This is a genomic window from Bacteroidales bacterium, from assembly GCA_014860575.1.
Lineage (GTDB): Bacteria > Bacteroidota > Bacteroidia > Bacteroidales > JAAYJT01 > JAAYJT01.
In genome coordinates this window covers 39,907-56,220 of record JACZJK010000012.1, presented here as the reverse complement: position 1 = coordinate 56,220, position 16,314 = coordinate 39,907, and the positions used below count along the sequence as shown (strand labels likewise).

Genomic DNA, 16,314 nt, shown 5'->3' with positions numbered 1-16,314 from the left:
GCTGCAGTTTGAAGAAGGCATCGGCATCACCATTGACTGGTACCTCAGCAACCAGCAATGGCTGGATGAGGTTACATCAGGCGAATATTTGAAGTATTATGCGGAGCAATATGTAAAGCGGTAATTGAAAAGTGAGAATGGGTATTTATCAGGCAGTATTTGGTGGCAGTATGTTAAAAGAACCTTTGGATTTCGGTTTATTGAAAACTGATTTTCACTCTCATTTGATCCCTGGAATTGATGATGGCGCGAAATCAATGGTTGATGCCCTGGGGCTGATCAGGCAATTTTCAGAACTTGGTTTCAGGAAGCTGATCACAACGCCACATATTCAGGATGAGTTTTACAAGAATACACCTGAAATAATTTTAGCAGGACTTGATCAGGTTAAAACAGCAGTAAAAGAAACCGGAATAGGGATTGAAATCGAAGCAGCAGCCGAATACCTGCTCGACGATGGGTTCGCACAAAAGCTTAAAAACAAAGAATTACTGACTTTTTCCGGTAAATATATCCTTGTTGAGTTAAGCTATTTCAGCCCACATCCGAACCTATTGTCTTTCATTTTTGAATTGCAGATTGAAGGCTACAAAGTCATACTCGCACATCCTGAGCGATACAGCTATTGGTTTAACGAAATGAAAAAGTTTGTGGAGTTGAAGAACCGTGGCGTTATGTTTCAGCTCAATACCGTTTCGCTAAGCGGGCATTATGGCAAGGATGTGAAAAAGCTCGCTGAAAAATTCATTGACCTGGGCTTGTATGAATTTGTTGGCTCCGATATGCACAACCAACATTACATGGACTCTTTTTCTAAAGCCCGTTATGAGAAGAGCATGAAAAAGTTAATGGATTCGGGGAAACTAAAAAACAACCAGCTTTAATATTATCAAATTAAGCGCTGTAAGCTTCTACCGATGGGTCAGCTTTTTTTACCAATCCCTGTAGCACCGTTCCCGGCCCAACTTCAATAAAAATTCTACCACCATCGGAGATCATATTCAAAGCGGTTTGAGTCCATCGCACCGGCGAAGTTAATTGTGCGATCAGGTTTTCCTTTATCATGGCCGGATCAGTTGAAGGCAAAGCATTAACGTTCTGATATACGGGGCAAATGGGTTCGTTCAAACTAGTTATATTGATGGCTGCAGCAAGTTCAACACGCGCCGGTTCCATAAGTGGCGAGTGGAAAGCTCCGCCAACTTTCAGTGGCAAAGCGCGTTTTGCTCCGGCTTCTTTCAGCTTTTCGCAGGCAATCTCAACACCTTTGGTAGAACCGGAAATTACGAGCTGTCCGGCAGTATTGTAATTGGCCGGTACTACTATTTGATCAATCCCTGCAAGCACTTTTTCAACCGTTTCATCGTCCAGGCCAATGATAGCAGCCATTGTGGAAGGTTCGGCTTCACAGGCTTTTTGCATGGCTTGCGCACGTGCTGAAACCAGGCGCAATCCATCTTCGAACGATAAAGCTTTTGCAGCTACCAGAGCCGAAAATTCACCTAAGGAATGCCCGGCAACCATATCGGGTTTAAACGAATCGCCGAGTGATGCGGCAAGGATCACAGAATGTAAGAAAATAGCCGGTTGCGTAACTTTTGTCTGGCGCAGGTCTTCGTCGGTTCCGGAAAACATAAGGTCGGTTATGCGGAACCCGAGAATTTCGTTGGCCTTCTCAAACATTGATCTGGCCTGTTCAGACGCATCGTAAAGGTTCTTGCCCATACCAACAAATTGGGCGCCTTGCCCGGGAAATACGTAAGCTTTCATCAATTATAAATTTTGTTAAATAATCTTCGGAATTATCAGTGCAGGCGCGAACCAATCAGGTGAAGGAACTCGGCCCGGGTTTTATCAATGGTGAATGCCCCGGAAAAATCGGAAGTTGTAGTCACAGAATTTTGTTTCTGAATTCCGCGCATACTCATACACATATGCTGGGCCTCAATTACCACTGCAACGCCCAGTGGTTTTAGTGTTCGCGCAAAAGCATCCTTGATTTCGCGTGTGAGCCTTTCCTGAACCTGTAAACGCCTTGCATAAGCGTCAACCACACGAGGAATTTTGCTGATGCCAACGATATGTTCGTTGGGAATATAGGCTACATGCGCTTTGCCAAAAAACGGAAGCATATGGTGTTCGCACATTGAATAAACTTCAATGTCCTTTACGATCACCATTTCCTTGTAGTCCTCGCGGAACATGGCCGAAAGAATAATATCCTGGGGATTGATGTCATAACCATGGGTGAGAAACTGGATGGCTTTTGCAACGCGCTCAGGAGTTTTAAGCAGTCCTTCACGGTTTGGGTCTTCACCAATGAGTTTGATTATTTCAAGGTAATGAGTGGCTAATTTTTCAATGGTTTCGGTATTGTATAAATCGAGTTTCTCATAGCCGTCCATGAGGTTTTCCTGGATCATATCTTTAATTATCTGGCTGGTCATGGCAATATAAATTTTAGTGTTTTCCGAAGTATTCAACGTAGTTGTTCTCAGTTTCATGAACCCTTATGCAGTGGAGTTCTGCGCCTATATATTTAACCGGGCTTTCAAGTTCTTCCCAGATGGCGATGGCAAGATTCTCGGTTGAGGCAAGACGTCCTTTCATGAATTCTACTTCCAGGTTCATGTTTTTATGATCAATTTTATCAACAATTGTATTGCGGATAAGTTGGCTAAGTGTTTTTAAATTAGCGACAAAACCAGTTTGCGGGTTCACCTCGCCTTTAACCGTTACGAATAACACGTAGTTATGTCCATGCCAGTTTGGGTTCGAACACTTGCCGAAAACGTCCAGGTTTTGTTCGTAAGTGAAATCATCGCGAAACAAGCGGTGTGCTGCATTGAAATGCTCGCGTCGTGTGATGTACATCATGACGGGGGTTAGTTAAATTGTAACAGTTACTTATATTTTAAGATGTTAAAGGATGGTGAGGACTAAGCCAGATATCGGCTGATTGTCCCTGCCATATTACTTAACGAAATCACCACCAGCTTTCTTCAATCGAAATCCAAAATATTCCACCCTAGGCAAGCGCACTTATTGGCTGCTCAATATGTAGCTGCTTATTCTTTTCACCGTCCATATTGCAGGTTCCTGTGAGAATAGCGCCGGGCTCAATTGATAATTTGCTTGTGATAATTTCGCCGCGCATTACTGAAGTAGCTTTAAGGCTTAGTAGTTCTTTAACGATAATTTTTACTTTGAGTTCCCCTTCCACTTCGGCATTCTGGCAGTTGATATCACCATCTACTTTGCCAGTGGAACCGATCACCACTTTTCCTGAGGATTTGATAGAACCGATCATGCTTCCATCAATCCTGAAATCACCGCTCGAAATTATTTCGCCTTTAATTGTTGTACCTTTTGCAATCAGGTTAACTGTTGATAGATCAGGTGTTTCCTTTTTAGACATGGCTTTAAAATTAAAGTTTGATGCTTGTGAGAACAGCAAAGATAGTTCCTTTAGACGAAATGTGATAATCAGAAAGAAAATGTCAGCAGATAAGATTTATTCTTACTCTGCCTTCAATTTCTTCACCGCGTCAATAAACTGCGGTAGCACCTGGGTAATATTGCCAACTAGTCCGCAATCTGCAACACTCACAGCAAGAACCTGGGATCTGGCTCCTAAAAATCATTAGATGTTTACACTGGAAATTATTATTCAATTCGCTTGAAGTCAATTGATTGAAGAATTTCGTTAAGAAGAAAAGTTTACTATTTTATACGAAGACCCCTCAAAGCAATTAATCATTTTTAAAACTGCCATAGAGTTGGCTGTTCCCCCAATCAATGCTCTGAATGGTGATCCAACCCTGGTTTTGAGTATCCAGTTTTTTGAACTCCACCGATTGCACATAGTTTTGAGTGGGAGTACCTTCGATGTCCCAAATAAATGATTGCCAACAATTCCACTCATCATGATGGAAAACAGGCAGGTTGGCTACTTCAAGTTTTGATTCGATATAAAGGACGCCATTTGAAGAAATTTCAGTGTAAGTTAAAAGACAATGTCGAATGACTTTTCCATCGGCTGACATCTCGCCCTGAATGGTCAGGGTTGTACCTCCATTTCCGTTAGGATGCAAGGATTGTGCAGAAAAGGTTGAATCATTCCAGTTGAGCGGTGAAGTGAAATAAAACGTATCGAAATTGTAATAATAACCAGCCATTGTCTCCTCGTTGGTCAGCGTAATATTTAGACCGGAAAGGTTGCTGAATACCATCTTGAAGTATGGGTAAGCTTTCACATTATCAAGGTAAGAAGGGTCTTCGATAGTTACCTCAACTGCAAATTCCCTGATAACTTCGCTGTTTGCCTGATTCCTGATTTGAGCTTTAACCGTATAAGTACCAGGCAAGCCCCACCTGCCAACCACTTCATTTCCGTTTTGACCCATGGCGTAGGCGGTTTCATGGTCCAGGTCCCACAGGTAATAAAACTGTTGTGGCAATTGGCCGCTTACATTACACTTTAGGGTGTACTCGAAGCAGGTTTTTCCGGGAACCATTATGGGCGCCTTGTCCTGAGCCAGCGCTTCAATGCCACCTTCAATGTTATATTCCGGTTGCCATAACGTGAATGCTCCGTTACCTTCGTAAAGGATGTGAATATTGCGATTGTATTTTTCGCTAAAGTAATGCTTGGCTATCATAGAATTAACCATCCAGCCTTCAGTAGTATTTGGTTGATCAACACTCATGTCCGCCAGGTAATACACAAGGTTCACTGCCCACTCGGCACATTTGTCCGACTTGACCGCCCAATCGAAACCGAAGTAAGTACCGGATGCACAGGCATTGACCAGTGAAGTCCAGTTGCCCAGGAAACTATAACAAAATCCCCCATAAAAAAGGATGGTGTCCTTGCTAAAGTCATTGTATTTGGTAAGAAAATCAGGTGCAATATAATAGCGGATTTTGTCATTTTTGTGTTTAATCATGATCACCCTTTGCTCAATGAGGTCTGTATAAAATTGTTTAGTGGTATGTAAGGAACTTTCTTCCCCGGTTAGAAAATACACCTCTTGAATATTGGTTCTATCAGGCCAGACATAGCCATGCGAATTCAGGCTGATGATACCATCGTTTCTTGACCTTATATGTTTCAGGTAATCAAGGCTCACTTCATCATTTAAGTTGTAGACACATTCATATCCTATGCTGTTAAGCATTTCTTTCCAGGTGTTGAACTGATAGGCATCTATGTTATAAAACTCATCCATGGCTGCATTGATACAACGGGCTTTTTTGTAAGAAGGTAGATTTTTTGAGGGAAGCAAAGTGTCTGCAGGTTCATTCGATTGTTTGTAATTCCCAACCTGATCGGTGTCGAGCCTTTCCGGATCAAGCATAATTCCACCGAACATTCCATTGGTATAACTTACGGATATCCCCTGGCTGCCAATCCTGGCCCAGGCTACATATTCATGGCCGCGAAACCATAGGGCCAAAGCCTCAACAGCGGCTGTGGAGTCCATCGTTGCTTCAAATCCTGCGAGCACAATGCTGCTGGAATCCTGCAATGCGATGATTGCTTCATAAGCCTTTTTCGCTTCGGCATCAAAAGGGTCATCAGTTTCTTTTTTACATGAATTGCATAAGAAAATAATTGTAAATAATGCCAGAACCCAGGTGCTAAGGTTTATATTTCTCATGATGGTCAGATGATTTAAATACACCGACAAATCGTTAGTAAACAAAATTAAATCGAAATTTAATAATGCAATCAAAGTTGTTGGTTAAAATTTTTGCAATCAAGAAACCTGGCGCCTTTTATTATGAAGTGCCAGAAAATCAGATGTGTAATTTTTATTTTTGGAAAAGGTGAAGCAGGCCACTGGTTTGATCCTTAAAGGCTCTGACAAAACAAAATTCTCCGGTAAATAGAGCCTGTTTCTTGGAACCTACACGAAAAATTGCACTATCAAGCAAGCTTCTTTCGGTGTTTTCGTCGAATTTTTAAAGCAGGCAATAGATAGAACAACAGCAATACGGCGTACCCGGTAACAGCCTGTGAAACTGATCTGAGTGTAGCCTTACTCTGCCTTTAATTTCTTCGCCACCTCAATCATCTGCGGCAGTACCTGGTTCACATCGCCGACGATGCCATAATCTGCCACATTGAAAATGGGCGCTTCGTGGTCTTTATTAACTGCAACAATTACTTTTGAACCGCTGATGCCAGCCACATGCTGAATGGCTCCCGAAATTCCGATTGCAAAATAAAGCTTAGGACTGATCACTTTTCCTGTCTGACCCACATGCTCGCTGTGCGGGCGCCAGCCTTCGTCGGAAACAGGGCGGGAACATGCGGTAGCTGCGCCGAGCACTTCGGCTAATTCTTCGATACCTTTCCAGTTATCGGGGCTTTTCATGCCACGGCCTGCCGAAACTACAACTTCAGCTTCGCCGAGCAGGATCTTGCCGGTTTGCTTATCTGAGCTAAGAACCGAAATATCCGATGTTGTAAACTCAGCGGTAAGGGCATGGTGTTCAATTACCGCTTCCTTTTTATTTTGCTGAACACCAAAGGCATTGGCGGTAAGCAGCAGCACTTTGTGGTTGCTTTTGATCTCAATATTTGCCAGCGCTTTCCCGGAATAAACCTTACGGGGCACCACAAACGGTTCCAAACTCAGCGGTAACCCTGAAACCCCGCTTACAATGCCTGCTTTCAGGCGGGCGGCAAGTCCGGGTGCTACGGCTTTTCCGGTATTGTTGTCGGCAAACACGGCGATATTGGCTGCAGTTTCACTAACCCAATGCTGGATCAACTTTGAAAGATTGCGGCTGTCGGGAACCTGACCCGCATCAACAGCTATAACTCTTGCAGCACCATATTCGCCTAGTTGTTTTAATTCTTCATCGGCAACCTTGCCAACGGTTAATGCGATGACTTCGCCGCCGGCCATTTCAGACATGGCATTTGCGAAGGAAACCAGTTCAAAGTTTTGCTTCTTGAATTTCCCTTCGCGGTTTTCGGTATAAACTAATATCTTCATTTTAGAATTTCGGATTTACGATTTTAATAGAACGCTGATGACGCAGATTTTGCAGATTCTCGCAGATTTTTTTGTGATGCTGTGATGCAGTTATACAGTGATGCAGTATTAATGCGTTTGTGATCCCGGATATTGCCAACTGCCAACTTTTTCTTTAGATTTTGGACTTTGGACTTTGATCTTCCTAAAGGGCCTTCGCTTCCTCCCTCAACAACCTTATCACCTCCCCGGCATTTTCAGCGTCAATCATCTTGCATTTACCTTTGGCCGGCGGATTGGCGAGTTGAACAGTTGCGGTCATACTTTCGGTAATGGTAGCTTCAACAGTTTGAAGTGGTTTGGTTCGCGCCTGCATAATACCTCGCATCGAAGGGATACGCGGCACAATGGCTATTCCTTTCTGAACCACCAGCAATACCGGCGCTTTGGTTTCCAACATTTCTTTACCACCGTCAATCTCACGTTGTACTTTCAGCTTGTCGCTTTCAATATCCAATGCTGATACGGAGGAGATAAAATTCAGATCCAGCATTCCCGCAAGCAATCCACCCACCACTGAACCGTTGTGATCGCTGGATTCAATGCCGCAAAGGATAATGTCAAACGATTCGTTTTTCACAACTTCAGCCAGGTTGGCTGCCACCATCCATGCATCGGCAGGTTCGGTGTTGATACGGATGGCACGGTCGGCGCCGGTGGCCAGGGCTTTGCGCAAAGTTGCCTCGGTGAGTGCAGGCCCAACATTGGCCACTACCACTTCAGTTGCTTTTCCTGCATCTTTGAGTTCAAGTGCGCGGGTCAGAGCCAGTTCATCCCAGGGATTGATGATCCACTGTATTCCGGATGTATTTATACTTTTTCCATCCGGCCCGATCACGATCTTTGTGGTCGTATCGGGAACATTGCTTATACAAACTAATATTTTCATTCTTTCTGATTTTTGCTACTAAGACTCTAAGGATCAAATGTTCACAAAAATAATAAACTTAGTGATTCTTAGCGTCTTCGCGTCTTTGCGGTTTAGGTATTACTTTAAAACCTCCCTCGAAATTACAATTTTCTGAATTTCCGAAGTTCCTTCATAAATCTGCGTGAGTTTGGCTTCGCGCATCAAACGTTCCACATGATATTCTTTCACATAACCATAACCGCCATGAATTTGAACGGCTTCGGTGGTGACTTCCATAGCAATATCAGCGGCGTAAAGTTTTGCCATGGCGCTTGCATAACCGTAAGGTTGTCCCTGATCCTTTAACCATGCAGCCTTCAGGCAGAGGTTGCGGGCATTTTCGATCTTCACTGCCATGTCGGCCAGTTTAAAGGCTATGGCCTGGTGGTTGGCAATTGTGGTTCCAAAAGCCTTGCGTTCTTTCGAATATTGAACTGACCGCTCAAACGCGCCTGAAGCAATTCCCAAAGCCTGTGCGGCAATTCCGATTCTGCCGCCTTCCAGGGTTTTCATGGCAAACTTGAATCCGAAACCATCTTCACCTATGCGGTTTTCTTTGGGGACCTTCACATCGTTGAACATCACCGAATGGGTATCGCTGCTGCGCATGCCCATCTTATCTTCGTGCGGGCCAACCGAAATGCCAGGTGAATGGCGATCAACAATCAACACATTGATGCCTTTGTGCTTTTTCTCAGGGTGTGTCTGTGCGATCACAAGGTATGTTCCGGCGGTGTTGCCGTTGGTGATCCAGTTCTTGGTTCCGTTCAGCAGGTAATGATCGCCTTTGTCTTCGGCAGTAGTTTTCTGGCTTGTAGCATCTGAACCGGCTTCTGGTTCAGATAAAAGAAATGCCCCGATTTTTTCGCCGCGAGCCAAAGGCTTCAGGAACTTTTCCTTTTGCTCTTCGGTTCCAAACTCCTGAATGCCATAACAAACCAGGGAATTATTTACCGACATGATCACGCTCACGCTTGAATCTACCTTGGAAATTTCTTCCATGGCCAGCACATAAGAAACGGTATCCATACCGCCACCGTCATATTTCGGGTCAACCAGCATACCGAGGAAACCAAGCTCGGCAAGTGTTTTCACGTGCTGGGTTGGATAAATCATTTTCTCGTCGCGTTCAAGTACGTCAACGATCAGTTCACGCTGGGCGAAATCCCTTGCTGCCTGGCGGATCATAAGTTGTTCTTCAGTGAATTCAAAGTTCATTTTGATGTTGTTTAAGGTTAATATGATGGTTTTTTATCAAGTCAGTTTGCTGTATTTTAAATTAGCGAAAATTGAATCTAGAAAAGGATAATCCGTATACCCCTTCTCACTCCTGCTATAAAACGTATCAACATCAGCTTGGTTCAAAGGGGCGTTTAACTCAAAACGTTTGGGCAGGTCGGGGTTCGCAATGAATAATTTTCCAAAAGCAATCAAATCGGCCCAACCCTCAAGAATATATTGATTTCCTGTGTCTTGTGTGAACCCACCGCAGGCCATCAGCGTTCCCTTGTAGATTGGACGAAAATATTTCGCCACTTGTTTTACAAAATGCGGATAATCATCCAGCGGCAGTAAAGGTTCAACCAGGTGCAAATAAGCCAGGTTGAAGTCATTAAGCTGTTGGATCACATAAGTAAACAAAGCTGCCGGATCAGGATCATCCATGCCGAAGCGTGTGCCGCTTGGAGCAAGCCGTATGCCTACTTTTTCACTTTCCCACACACTTATCACGGCTTCCAACACTTCAAATAAAAAACGGGCGCGGTTCTCAATTGGACCACCGTATTTATCTTTTCGCTGGTTTGAGCTTTCATGCAAAAACTGATCAATCAGATAAGAATTGGCAGCATGAATTTCCACTCCGTCAAAACCGGCGTCTTTGGCATTTTGTGCAGCTTTGCGGTAATCTTCAACAATGCCGGGAATTTCTTCCAGATCAAGGGCACGTGGAGTTTCTATGGACTTTTTGCCTTGCGGAGTAGTTAGCTCACCATCGGGATTGATGGCCGAAGGCGCCACCGGCAATTGATGATTGGGTTGAAGCAAAGAATGCGAAACCCTGCCCACATGCCAGAGTTGCAGAAAAATCAGTCCGTCTTTTTCATGAACAGCTTTTGTTACTTTCTTCCAGCCTTCCACCTGTTCGGGGGTGTGAATTCCGGGCGTATTCATATAACCGATGCCTTGCAAAGAAATCTGACTTGCCTCTGCGATGATCAAGCCTGCCGTAGCCCGCTGGGCATAATAGGTTGCCATGATTTCAACCGGAACATTTCCTTCTCCGGCCCTGCGCCTTGTAAGTGGAGCCATTATAAGGCGGTTTCTCAACAGGTAAAGACCTAACTGAAAAGGAGTGAGCAAAGGTTGATTGTGGTTGATGAATGTATTATTATTCATATTTTCGGTTCGAGGTCGTTTCAAAAGGTCAAATCTTGTCATCCTGAACGAAGTGAAGGATCTCTATTTGCCTGTAGTTTAGATTCTTCGCTGCGCTCAGAATGACAAAAAACAGTAAACTCAATGGTTTTTAGACCTCCTCATCAGGTTGCTTTTCGATATACGATTGCAACAAGTGATTTATCATCCCCTCCCATGTTTACTGACAAGCCGTAAGGACGGTCAGCAGGGATTTCAATTTGAGATTTACCGGCTTTTCCGGTGAGTTGTTCCCAAATTGTTACGGCCATATGAACACCGGTTGCACCGGTAGGATGTCCCCAGCCCACAAGTCCTCCTGTTGTGTTCACAGGAATTTTACCATTACGGGCGGTGTGGCCTTCTGCGACAAATTTTGCCCCTTCCCCTTGTTTTGCGAACCCAATGGCTTCCATCGCCAGAATGCCGGCAATGGTAAAGCAGTCGTGCAGTTCAATGGTTGCCAGTTCGTTGATCGTAATGTTTGCCGAAGCCAGCGCTTGCTTCACGGATTCGGCCATGGTGCTCAAACGTGTTGGATCGTCCGGTTCTTTGGTGAGGTCATCTTCAGCCTGACCCCAGCCGATGATTTCAATGGCTTCCGACAAAGGAATCCCGGCTTTTTCCAGGCCTTCTTCAGATGCCACAATGATGGATGAAGCGCCATCAGAAACCTTGCTGCAATCGAAAACATTCAGATAATCGGTGAAAACGGCAGGCATGGGTTCGGATAAAGCCAGCTTTTCAAGGTCTTCCACCTTATTTTCATATTCCTGGGCAGTGGAACAAAGCCGTGCGTTTTCAATAGCATTCCTGTACCAGCGGGCGAAACCTTTGCGTGTATAATCACGTCCATACTTTTCGAAGTAAGCGCCGGCACGGTTGCTGAACTGTCCGGGAAAGAAATAAGCATGGCCTTCTTTGCGTTTCGGGAACCAGCCTGCCCCTGCCAATACATCGGCACCGTAAATAGCTTTCAATGTGTTCTGAACCTCCACACCGATGACCAGAGCCATATCGGCGGTTTCGGCAAGCACTGAACGAATACCTGTGAGCAGGGCGAGCCCGCCAGAGGCACACGCACCTTCAACACTCACAGCAGGTTTGTATCTTAATCCTTCGTCAATCATGGGCATAAAGGCGCCCAGGTGTGCCTGTTTATTAAAGCGCGCCGACATAAAATTGCCGACTACACATTCATCAATGTTTTGTGCGCCGCCAACGGCTGCGATACTGGCCTGCCCGGCTTCCTTCATGTAGTGTTCCAACCCGGGCATTTTCTTTTTGGGGTTGAATTCCTTGCGGCCCGTTCCCATTGAAACGGTATTATATCCTGCGGTCAAAAAGACCCTTTTTCTTAATTTCTTCATAATTCTCAAATTTTTACAGGTAATTGTTCACCGGCCCAAATGCATGAAAGAAGCCGGTCATCATTACGGTGTTTACATCGTCGGTTTTGTGCGCAACGCCAGCGCTCACAAGTTGTTGCCCGATTTCGTTGGCTTTGCGGGCATAGGATTTTGCCAGTTCAGAACCAGGGGTGTTCATTTGTTTTAGTTCGTTAAAATACTGTTGCAACAATTCTTCGCGTGCACGGATTTTGATTGCATTTTTCCAGGGCTGCCAGCTTTGAGGTATGGTTCCCAGAAAAGCATCTGCTTTTTCAGCTACAGGTTCAATATCAACATATTTCTTCGAACCCAAATCATACATTCCGGTAATCTTGCCTTTTTCGTATCGGAAGATGCCGTCTTTCTGGCTGCCGTCGGCAAACTGCCCGCCCTTGATATCCTGCTCCATGAATTGCTCAAAGAGTGGGCATTGCAAGGTTTCATCCAGCCTTTCGTCCATCACATTCATGATGAATAGGCAAACATCAATGCCCACATAATCTGACAACTGGAAAATTCCCATGGGGCGAATGAGGTAATCTCGGCTTACTTTATCCAATGCGTAAATGGCTTCGGTAAGCGGCATTTTTTCGGCAAGTTTTTGTGTTTCCTGAACCGCATACAGAATGTCGCGCATGAAAAAGCCATTGCCAATAAATCCGGCCACATCATTTGAAAGCACAATGACTTTTTTCAGGTTTTTCGCCAGCTGGTTCGCAAACTCAGCCAGTTCAGGGTTCACATTTTTTGGAGGAATAATTTCCATCAACTTTTGAATCGCGGGCGGATTGTAAAAATGAAACCCAATCACATTTCCGGTTAAGCCGGCTTTTTCATCCAGTTCGCCAATGGGAATGGATGAAGTATTGGTGAGGAACCAGGGTTCATTCGGATTGTTCTGGTTGATACTGCTGAAAAGCTTCACTTTCAGAGCCGGGTTTTCGCTCACGGCTTCAAAAATAACGTTGGCATTATACGCAGCTTCCATGCGGGAGGTAGGTTTTACAACGCTAAGCACATCATTTACATATTGCTTGACGATTTCTTCATTTTCGATGAGGCTGGGACTTGAAGCATACCACTTGCGTAATTGAACCGTCATTTTTTCAGCGCTTTTAAGCACCTGGGTTCTCAGGTATTTCATCAGTCCGCTAAGGGCAGAAGGTGAAACATCAATAGCATACAGATTCGCCTCGCCGGGGTCTTTGCCTTCGGCTATTCGAAGGTTGGCCATTTCGATGGCGGTAAGCAGCACAATGCCGCTGCCCATTTTACCGGCAGCCCCCAAGACGGCTACGTTGGTTAATTTATCGTTATAAGTCATATTTTTGATTTATTTCGGATTGCCGATTTCCAGTTTCGATTATTATTTTATTACCACATAGAGTTATAGACACATAGGTTTCACATAGTAAAAAACAAAAAACTATGTGTTTTCTATGTGGCTATTGTGTCTATGTGGTTCCACTAAAATTGGGTTTACGTTTTTCTAAAAAGGCTCTCATTCCTTCTTCGCCTTCGTTGCCGAAAAGGGATCCGAACTCATCAGCTTCGATGCGGCTACCGGATTCAAAATTCAAATCCATTCCTGTTCTTACCACCTGCTTGATTTTTTTCACGGCCCGCGGGCCTTTTGAGGCGATGAGTTTTGCCATCTCCAAAGCCATATCCATCAATACTTCAGGTTCGAACACTTTTTGAACCAGGCCTATTCTCAGGGCTTCGGCGGCGTCTACGATTTCGGCGGTCATTAAAAGCCAGAGGGCGTTGCCGGTTCCAATCAAACGTGGTAAACGTTGCGTGGCTGCAAAGCCCGGGATCAAACCCAGGTTTACTTCCGGTTGCCCGAATTTTGCTTTTGAGGACGCAAGCCGGATATCGCATGCAAGAGCAAGTTCAAGTCCACCGCCCAAAGCAAAACCATTGATGGCTGCAATGATGGGTTTATCCAGTTTCTCCATCTTGAGGAAAACGCCCTGTCCGCGAGATGAAAACTTTGTGCCTTCGCTGCTGTTTTTAACTACCATTTCAGCGATATCAGCGCCGGCTACAAAGGCTTTGCCTTCGCCGGTGAGCAGGATTACTTTTACCGAATCATCTTTGGCAACCTCATCAAGGAGGTTGTCCATTTCAGTAAAGAATTCGGTATTCAGGGCGTTCAGGGCTTCAGGGCGGCTAATTGTAATGATCAACACGCCATCGGCATGGAAAGATTGTAGTATTTTATAATCCATAATGTAAAACTCGGTTCGCTAAATTAGCAATTATAGAAGCATGTTTTTTATGATTAACAAGTACGATGCTTATTGGTTCTCAAAATTATTGAATAATCTAATTTGTTGCATGCATAATTTCTAATTTTCTAAATCTTTTATCATTTATTTGAAATTATTAATACCTGATTTCAAAATAGTTAACTTTGTGGGCATTGTTACTCCTCAGTTAGAAAATCCTATTGTATTACAACTCAATAATTTGACCATGAGAAAATTTACAACCTTGCTATTATTATCAGCATTTCTCAGCCTTTTTACCTTTGCTGAAGAAATTACAATTTCTTACACATTCCAACAGCCCAAAACTGTTTTTCACAGGCAATATCAATTGTTGACTTTTGATGGGTTGGTTCAGCAAGCCCGTATTGGGGAACCTATGCTTCCGTATCAGGCAGTAAAAGTGTTGCTTCCGGCCGGAGAAAAAGCAGTTTCAATCACTATTGAGTTCCAGGAAGAATCTCAATTGGATGGTGTTCTGAACCTTTTACCACAACAGCCATCATCTCCTGTTTCCAAAGGAGGGTCGGGTCAGTTTTATATTGATCATTCGCTTTACACTTCAAAAAAGTTATATCCCGAACCAAATGAATTTAACCTTCGCACCGAAATACTCAACGGACATAGTATTGCCATGAGCAGTTTCAGCCCGGTAACCTACATCCCTGGCGAAGGAAAAGCAACCTGGTTCGCAAAAGCAGTAGTTACCATCAAGACTGCTCCGTTTGATGATTCAAAATCAGTTCTTAAAAATTTGTCTGATCGCCAGGCTGTTAAAGAAACTATACTTAATCTTGTTGATAATCCTGAATATTTACCAAATTACCCTGTTGTGGCTAAGAAAGGTTCGCTTGATATGTTGATCATTACGCCGGAATCTTTTATGAGCGCCTTTGATAACCTGCGGGATTATTACGCTTCTGTCTCGCTGAGTTCTGATATTATCAGCCCCACCGAAATAAGCACCATAGCCACGGGCATTGATTTACAGGAAAAAATCAGGAATTACATTATTGAAAGATATCAGGATGATGATGTCAGGTTTGTATTGCTGGGAGGTGATATTGAGCATGTTCCTTATCGCGGATTTTATTGCCATGTGCAGTCTTCAATGGTTTACGAAGATGATGATATTCCTTCCGATTTATATTATGCTTCGCTTGATGGTTCGTGGAATAATAACGGGAATAACCTTTGGGGCGAACCCGGAGAAGATGACCTGCTTCCTGAGATTGCTGTTGCCAGGTTGCCTTATAGCACAGCAGCAGAGCAGTTAAAAATGCTGAACAAAATATACAAATATCAGGCTGAACCTGTGGCCAACGAATTGAAGAATAGCTTACTGGTTGGTGAACACTTGTATGATGGTCCATTAACCTGGGGTGGAGATTATCTTGATCTGTTAATTGGCTATCAGGATGCCAATGGATATATTACCAATGGCATCACACCCGGGCTTGAAATTGAGAAAATGTATGACCGTGATCTGGGAAACTGGTCCGTGTCGCAACTGCGTTCCAGGATCAATAGCGGAAAAACGCTTATACATCATTCCGGGCATAGCAACTATAATTACGCAATGCGCATGTATAATTCAGATATCACCGATGCGAATTTCAGCGGCGTAAATGGAACTGATCATAATTACTGCATTGTGTATTCCCATGGCTGCATCTGCGGCGCTTTTGATTACAGCGACTGCATTGGAGAAAACATGCTCAAGATCCAAAACTTTGCCGTAGCTATTGCATTTAACAGTCGTTACGGTTGGTTCAATGAAGGTCAGACTGAAGGCCCTTCCGCTCATCTGCACCGTGAATTTGTACATTCACTTTACACGCTTGGCTATGATCGCATTGGCGAAACCCAGCAGCATTCCAAGATACGAACCGCTCCCTGGGTTACAGCTCCGGGGCAGTGGGAAGAAGGCGCTCTTCGCTGGTGTTTTTATGCACACAATATTCTTGGTGATCCGGCCATGAAAATTTACACCGACAATCTCACAGGTCTTGCGGATATTCCGGTTGAACAGGCCGTCATGAGTATTTCATCCAATCCAACCCTCAACGAAATCATCTTTCAATTGCCTGATAAAGCAGGAGAGTTGCAGTTGGCAAATATCTTTTCCATGAACGGACAAGTAGTTTTGACACAAAGTAAACAGGGTTCAGCAAATCCTTTTATCATAAAAACCAGTATCCTGAAACCAGGATTGTATATTTTAGAAGCGATAACCAATATTGAACGTTTTACGGGGAAGTTTTTAATTGAATGAT

15 protein-coding genes are annotated in these 16,314 nt (G+C 44.0%); 3 read left to right on the top strand and 12 right to left on the bottom strand.

Annotation, left to right across the window (positions count from 1 at the left end):
* Both IH597_02650 and IH597_02645 read left to right on the top strand, forming a co-directional pair.
* Window positions 1-124, top strand: a 124-nt coding sequence (locus tag IH597_02650; protein MBE0661343.1) for a dTDP-glucose 4,6-dehydratase, incomplete at its 5' end; no start/stop codon positions are given.
* 46 nt (window positions 125-170) lie between these two features.
* Window positions 171-884, top strand: coding sequence for a capsular biosynthesis protein (locus tag IH597_02645; protein ID MBE0661342.1), 714 nt, complete (start codon window positions 171-173; stop codon window positions 882-884).
* Between the two features lie 10 nt (window positions 885-894).
* On the opposite strand, the gene fabD is transcribed toward IH597_02645, so the two are convergent.
* The 12 genes from fabD to IH597_02585 all read right to left on the bottom strand — a co-directional run bounded on the left by fabD (window position 895) and on the right by IH597_02585 (window position 13,999).
* Window positions 895-1,770 carry an ACP S-malonyltransferase gene (gene fabD, locus IH597_02640; protein MBE0661341.1) on the bottom strand — a complete coding sequence of 292 codons (876 nt, stop codon included), beginning with the start codon at window positions 1,768-1,770 and terminating at the stop codon, window positions 895-897.
* Between the two features lie 35 nt (window positions 1,771-1,805).
* Window positions 1,806-2,423: a GTP cyclohydrolase I FolE gene (gene folE, locus IH597_02635; GenBank protein MBE0661340.1), complete on the bottom strand. Its 618-nt coding sequence runs from the start codon at window positions 2,421-2,423 to the stop codon at window positions 1,806-1,808.
* Window positions 2,424-2,460: 37 nt separating this feature from the next.
* Window positions 2,461-2,877 carry a 6-carboxytetrahydropterin synthase gene (locus tag IH597_02630; GenBank protein ID MBE0661339.1) on the bottom strand — a complete coding sequence of 139 codons (417 nt, stop codon included), beginning with the start codon at window positions 2,875-2,877 and terminating at the stop codon, window positions 2,461-2,463.
* 151 nt (window positions 2,878-3,028) lie between these two features.
* The gene (locus IH597_02625; protein ID MBE0661338.1) at window positions 3,029-3,418 is read right to left on the bottom strand and encodes a polymer-forming cytoskeletal protein; all 390 of its coding nucleotides are present in this window, start codon (window positions 3,416-3,418) and stop codon (window positions 3,029-3,031) included.
* Between the two features lie 334 nt (window positions 3,419-3,752).
* Window positions 3,753-5,663 carry a hypothetical protein gene (locus IH597_02620; protein MBE0661337.1) on the bottom strand — a complete coding sequence of 637 codons (1,911 nt, stop codon included), beginning with the start codon at window positions 5,661-5,663 and terminating at the stop codon, window positions 3,753-3,755.
* Window positions 5,664-6,044: 381 nt separating this feature from the next.
* Window positions 6,045-7,010: an electron transfer flavoprotein subunit alpha/FixB family protein gene (locus IH597_02615; protein ID MBE0661336.1), complete on the bottom strand. Its 966-nt coding sequence runs from the start codon at window positions 7,008-7,010 to the stop codon at window positions 6,045-6,047.
* Between the two features lie 184 nt (window positions 7,011-7,194).
* Window positions 7,195-7,938, bottom strand: a complete 744-nt coding sequence (locus IH597_02610) for an electron transfer flavoprotein subunit beta/FixA family protein (protein ID MBE0661335.1) — start codon at window positions 7,936-7,938, stop codon at window positions 7,195-7,197.
* Between the two features lie 99 nt (window positions 7,939-8,037).
* A complete protein-coding gene (locus tag IH597_02605) occupies window positions 8,038-9,177 on the bottom strand; it encodes an acyl-CoA dehydrogenase (GenBank protein MBE0661334.1) in 1,140 nt (379 codons plus the stop codon).
* Window positions 9,178-9,213: 36 nt separating this feature from the next.
* Window positions 9,214-10,356, bottom strand: coding sequence for an alkene reductase (locus tag IH597_02600; GenBank protein MBE0661333.1), 1,143 nt, complete (start codon window positions 10,354-10,356; stop codon window positions 9,214-9,216).
* A 143-nt stretch (window positions 10,357-10,499) separates the two neighbouring features.
* Window positions 10,500-11,744, bottom strand: a complete 1,245-nt coding sequence (locus IH597_02595; GenBank protein MBE0661332.1) for a 3-ketoacyl-CoA thiolase — start codon at window positions 11,742-11,744, stop codon at window positions 10,500-10,502.
* 13 nt (window positions 11,745-11,757) lie between these two features.
* Window positions 11,758-13,089, bottom strand: coding sequence for a 3-hydroxyacyl-CoA dehydrogenase family protein (locus IH597_02590; protein ID MBE0661331.1), 1,332 nt, complete (start codon window positions 13,087-13,089; stop codon window positions 11,758-11,760).
* Window positions 13,090-13,219: 130 nt separating this feature from the next.
* Complete coding sequence (locus tag IH597_02585) at window positions 13,220-13,999, bottom strand: enoyl-CoA hydratase/isomerase family protein (protein ID MBE0661330.1); 780 nt, start codon at window positions 13,997-13,999, stop codon at window positions 13,220-13,222.
* Between the two features lie 247 nt (window positions 14,000-14,246).
* Here IH597_02585 and IH597_02580 point away from each other — a divergent pair, with 247 nt between their 5' ends.
* Entirely contained in the window at window positions 14,247-16,313 is a 2,067-nt protein-coding gene (locus IH597_02580; protein MBE0661329.1) for a T9SS type A sorting domain-containing protein, read from the top strand.
* The last annotated feature ends 1 nt before the right edge of the window (window position 16,314 follow it).

What these genes read in the sequence shown, in the direction of transcription:
- IH597_02645 (MBE0661342.1), top strand. Translation starts at nt 171, where the DNA reads ATGTTAAAAGAACCTTTGGATTTCGGTTTATTGAAAACTGATTTTCAC.
- IH597_02625 (MBE0661338.1), bottom strand. Translation starts at nt 3,418, where the DNA reads ATGTCTAAAAAGGAAACACCTGATCTATCAACAGTTAACCTGATTGCA.
- IH597_02630 (MBE0661339.1), bottom strand. Translation starts at nt 2,877, where the DNA reads ATGATGTACATCACACGACGCGAGCATTTCAATGCAGCACACCGCTTG.
- IH597_02595 (MBE0661332.1), bottom strand. Translation starts at nt 11,744, where the DNA reads ATGAAGAAATTAAGAAAAAGGGTCTTTTTGACCGCAGGATATAATACC.
- IH597_02600 (MBE0661333.1), bottom strand. Translation starts at nt 10,356, where the DNA reads ATGAATAATAATACATTCATCAACCACAATCAACCTTTGCTCACTCCT.
- IH597_02620 (MBE0661337.1), bottom strand. Translation starts at nt 5,663, where the DNA reads ATGAGAAATATAAACCTTAGCACCTGGGTTCTGGCATTATTTACAATT.
- IH597_02605 (MBE0661334.1), bottom strand. Translation starts at nt 9,177, where the DNA reads ATGAACTTTGAATTCACTGAAGAACAACTTATGATCCGCCAGGCAGCA.
- IH597_02585 (MBE0661330.1), bottom strand. Translation starts at nt 13,999, where the DNA reads ATGGATTATAAAATACTACAATCTTTCCATGCCGATGGCGTGTTGATC.
- IH597_02590 (MBE0661331.1), bottom strand. Translation starts at nt 13,089, where the DNA reads ATGACTTATAACGATAAATTAACCAACGTAGCCGTCTTGGGGGCTGCC.
- IH597_02610 (MBE0661335.1), bottom strand. Translation starts at nt 7,938, where the DNA reads ATGAAAATATTAGTTTGTATAAGCAATGTTCCCGATACGACCACAAAG.
- IH597_02580 (MBE0661329.1), top strand. Translation starts at nt 14,247, where the DNA reads ATGAGAAAATTTACAACCTTGCTATTATTATCAGCATTTCTCAGCCTT.
- IH597_02615 (MBE0661336.1), bottom strand. Translation starts at nt 7,010, where the DNA reads ATGAAGATATTAGTTTATACCGAAAACCGCGAAGGGAAATTCAAGAAG.
- fabD (MBE0661341.1), bottom strand. Translation starts at nt 1,770, where the DNA reads ATGAAAGCTTACGTATTTCCCGGGCAAGGCGCCCAATTTGTTGGTATG.
- folE (MBE0661340.1), bottom strand. Translation starts at nt 2,423, where the DNA reads ATGATCCAGGAAAACCTCATGGACGGCTATGAGAAACTCGATTTATAC.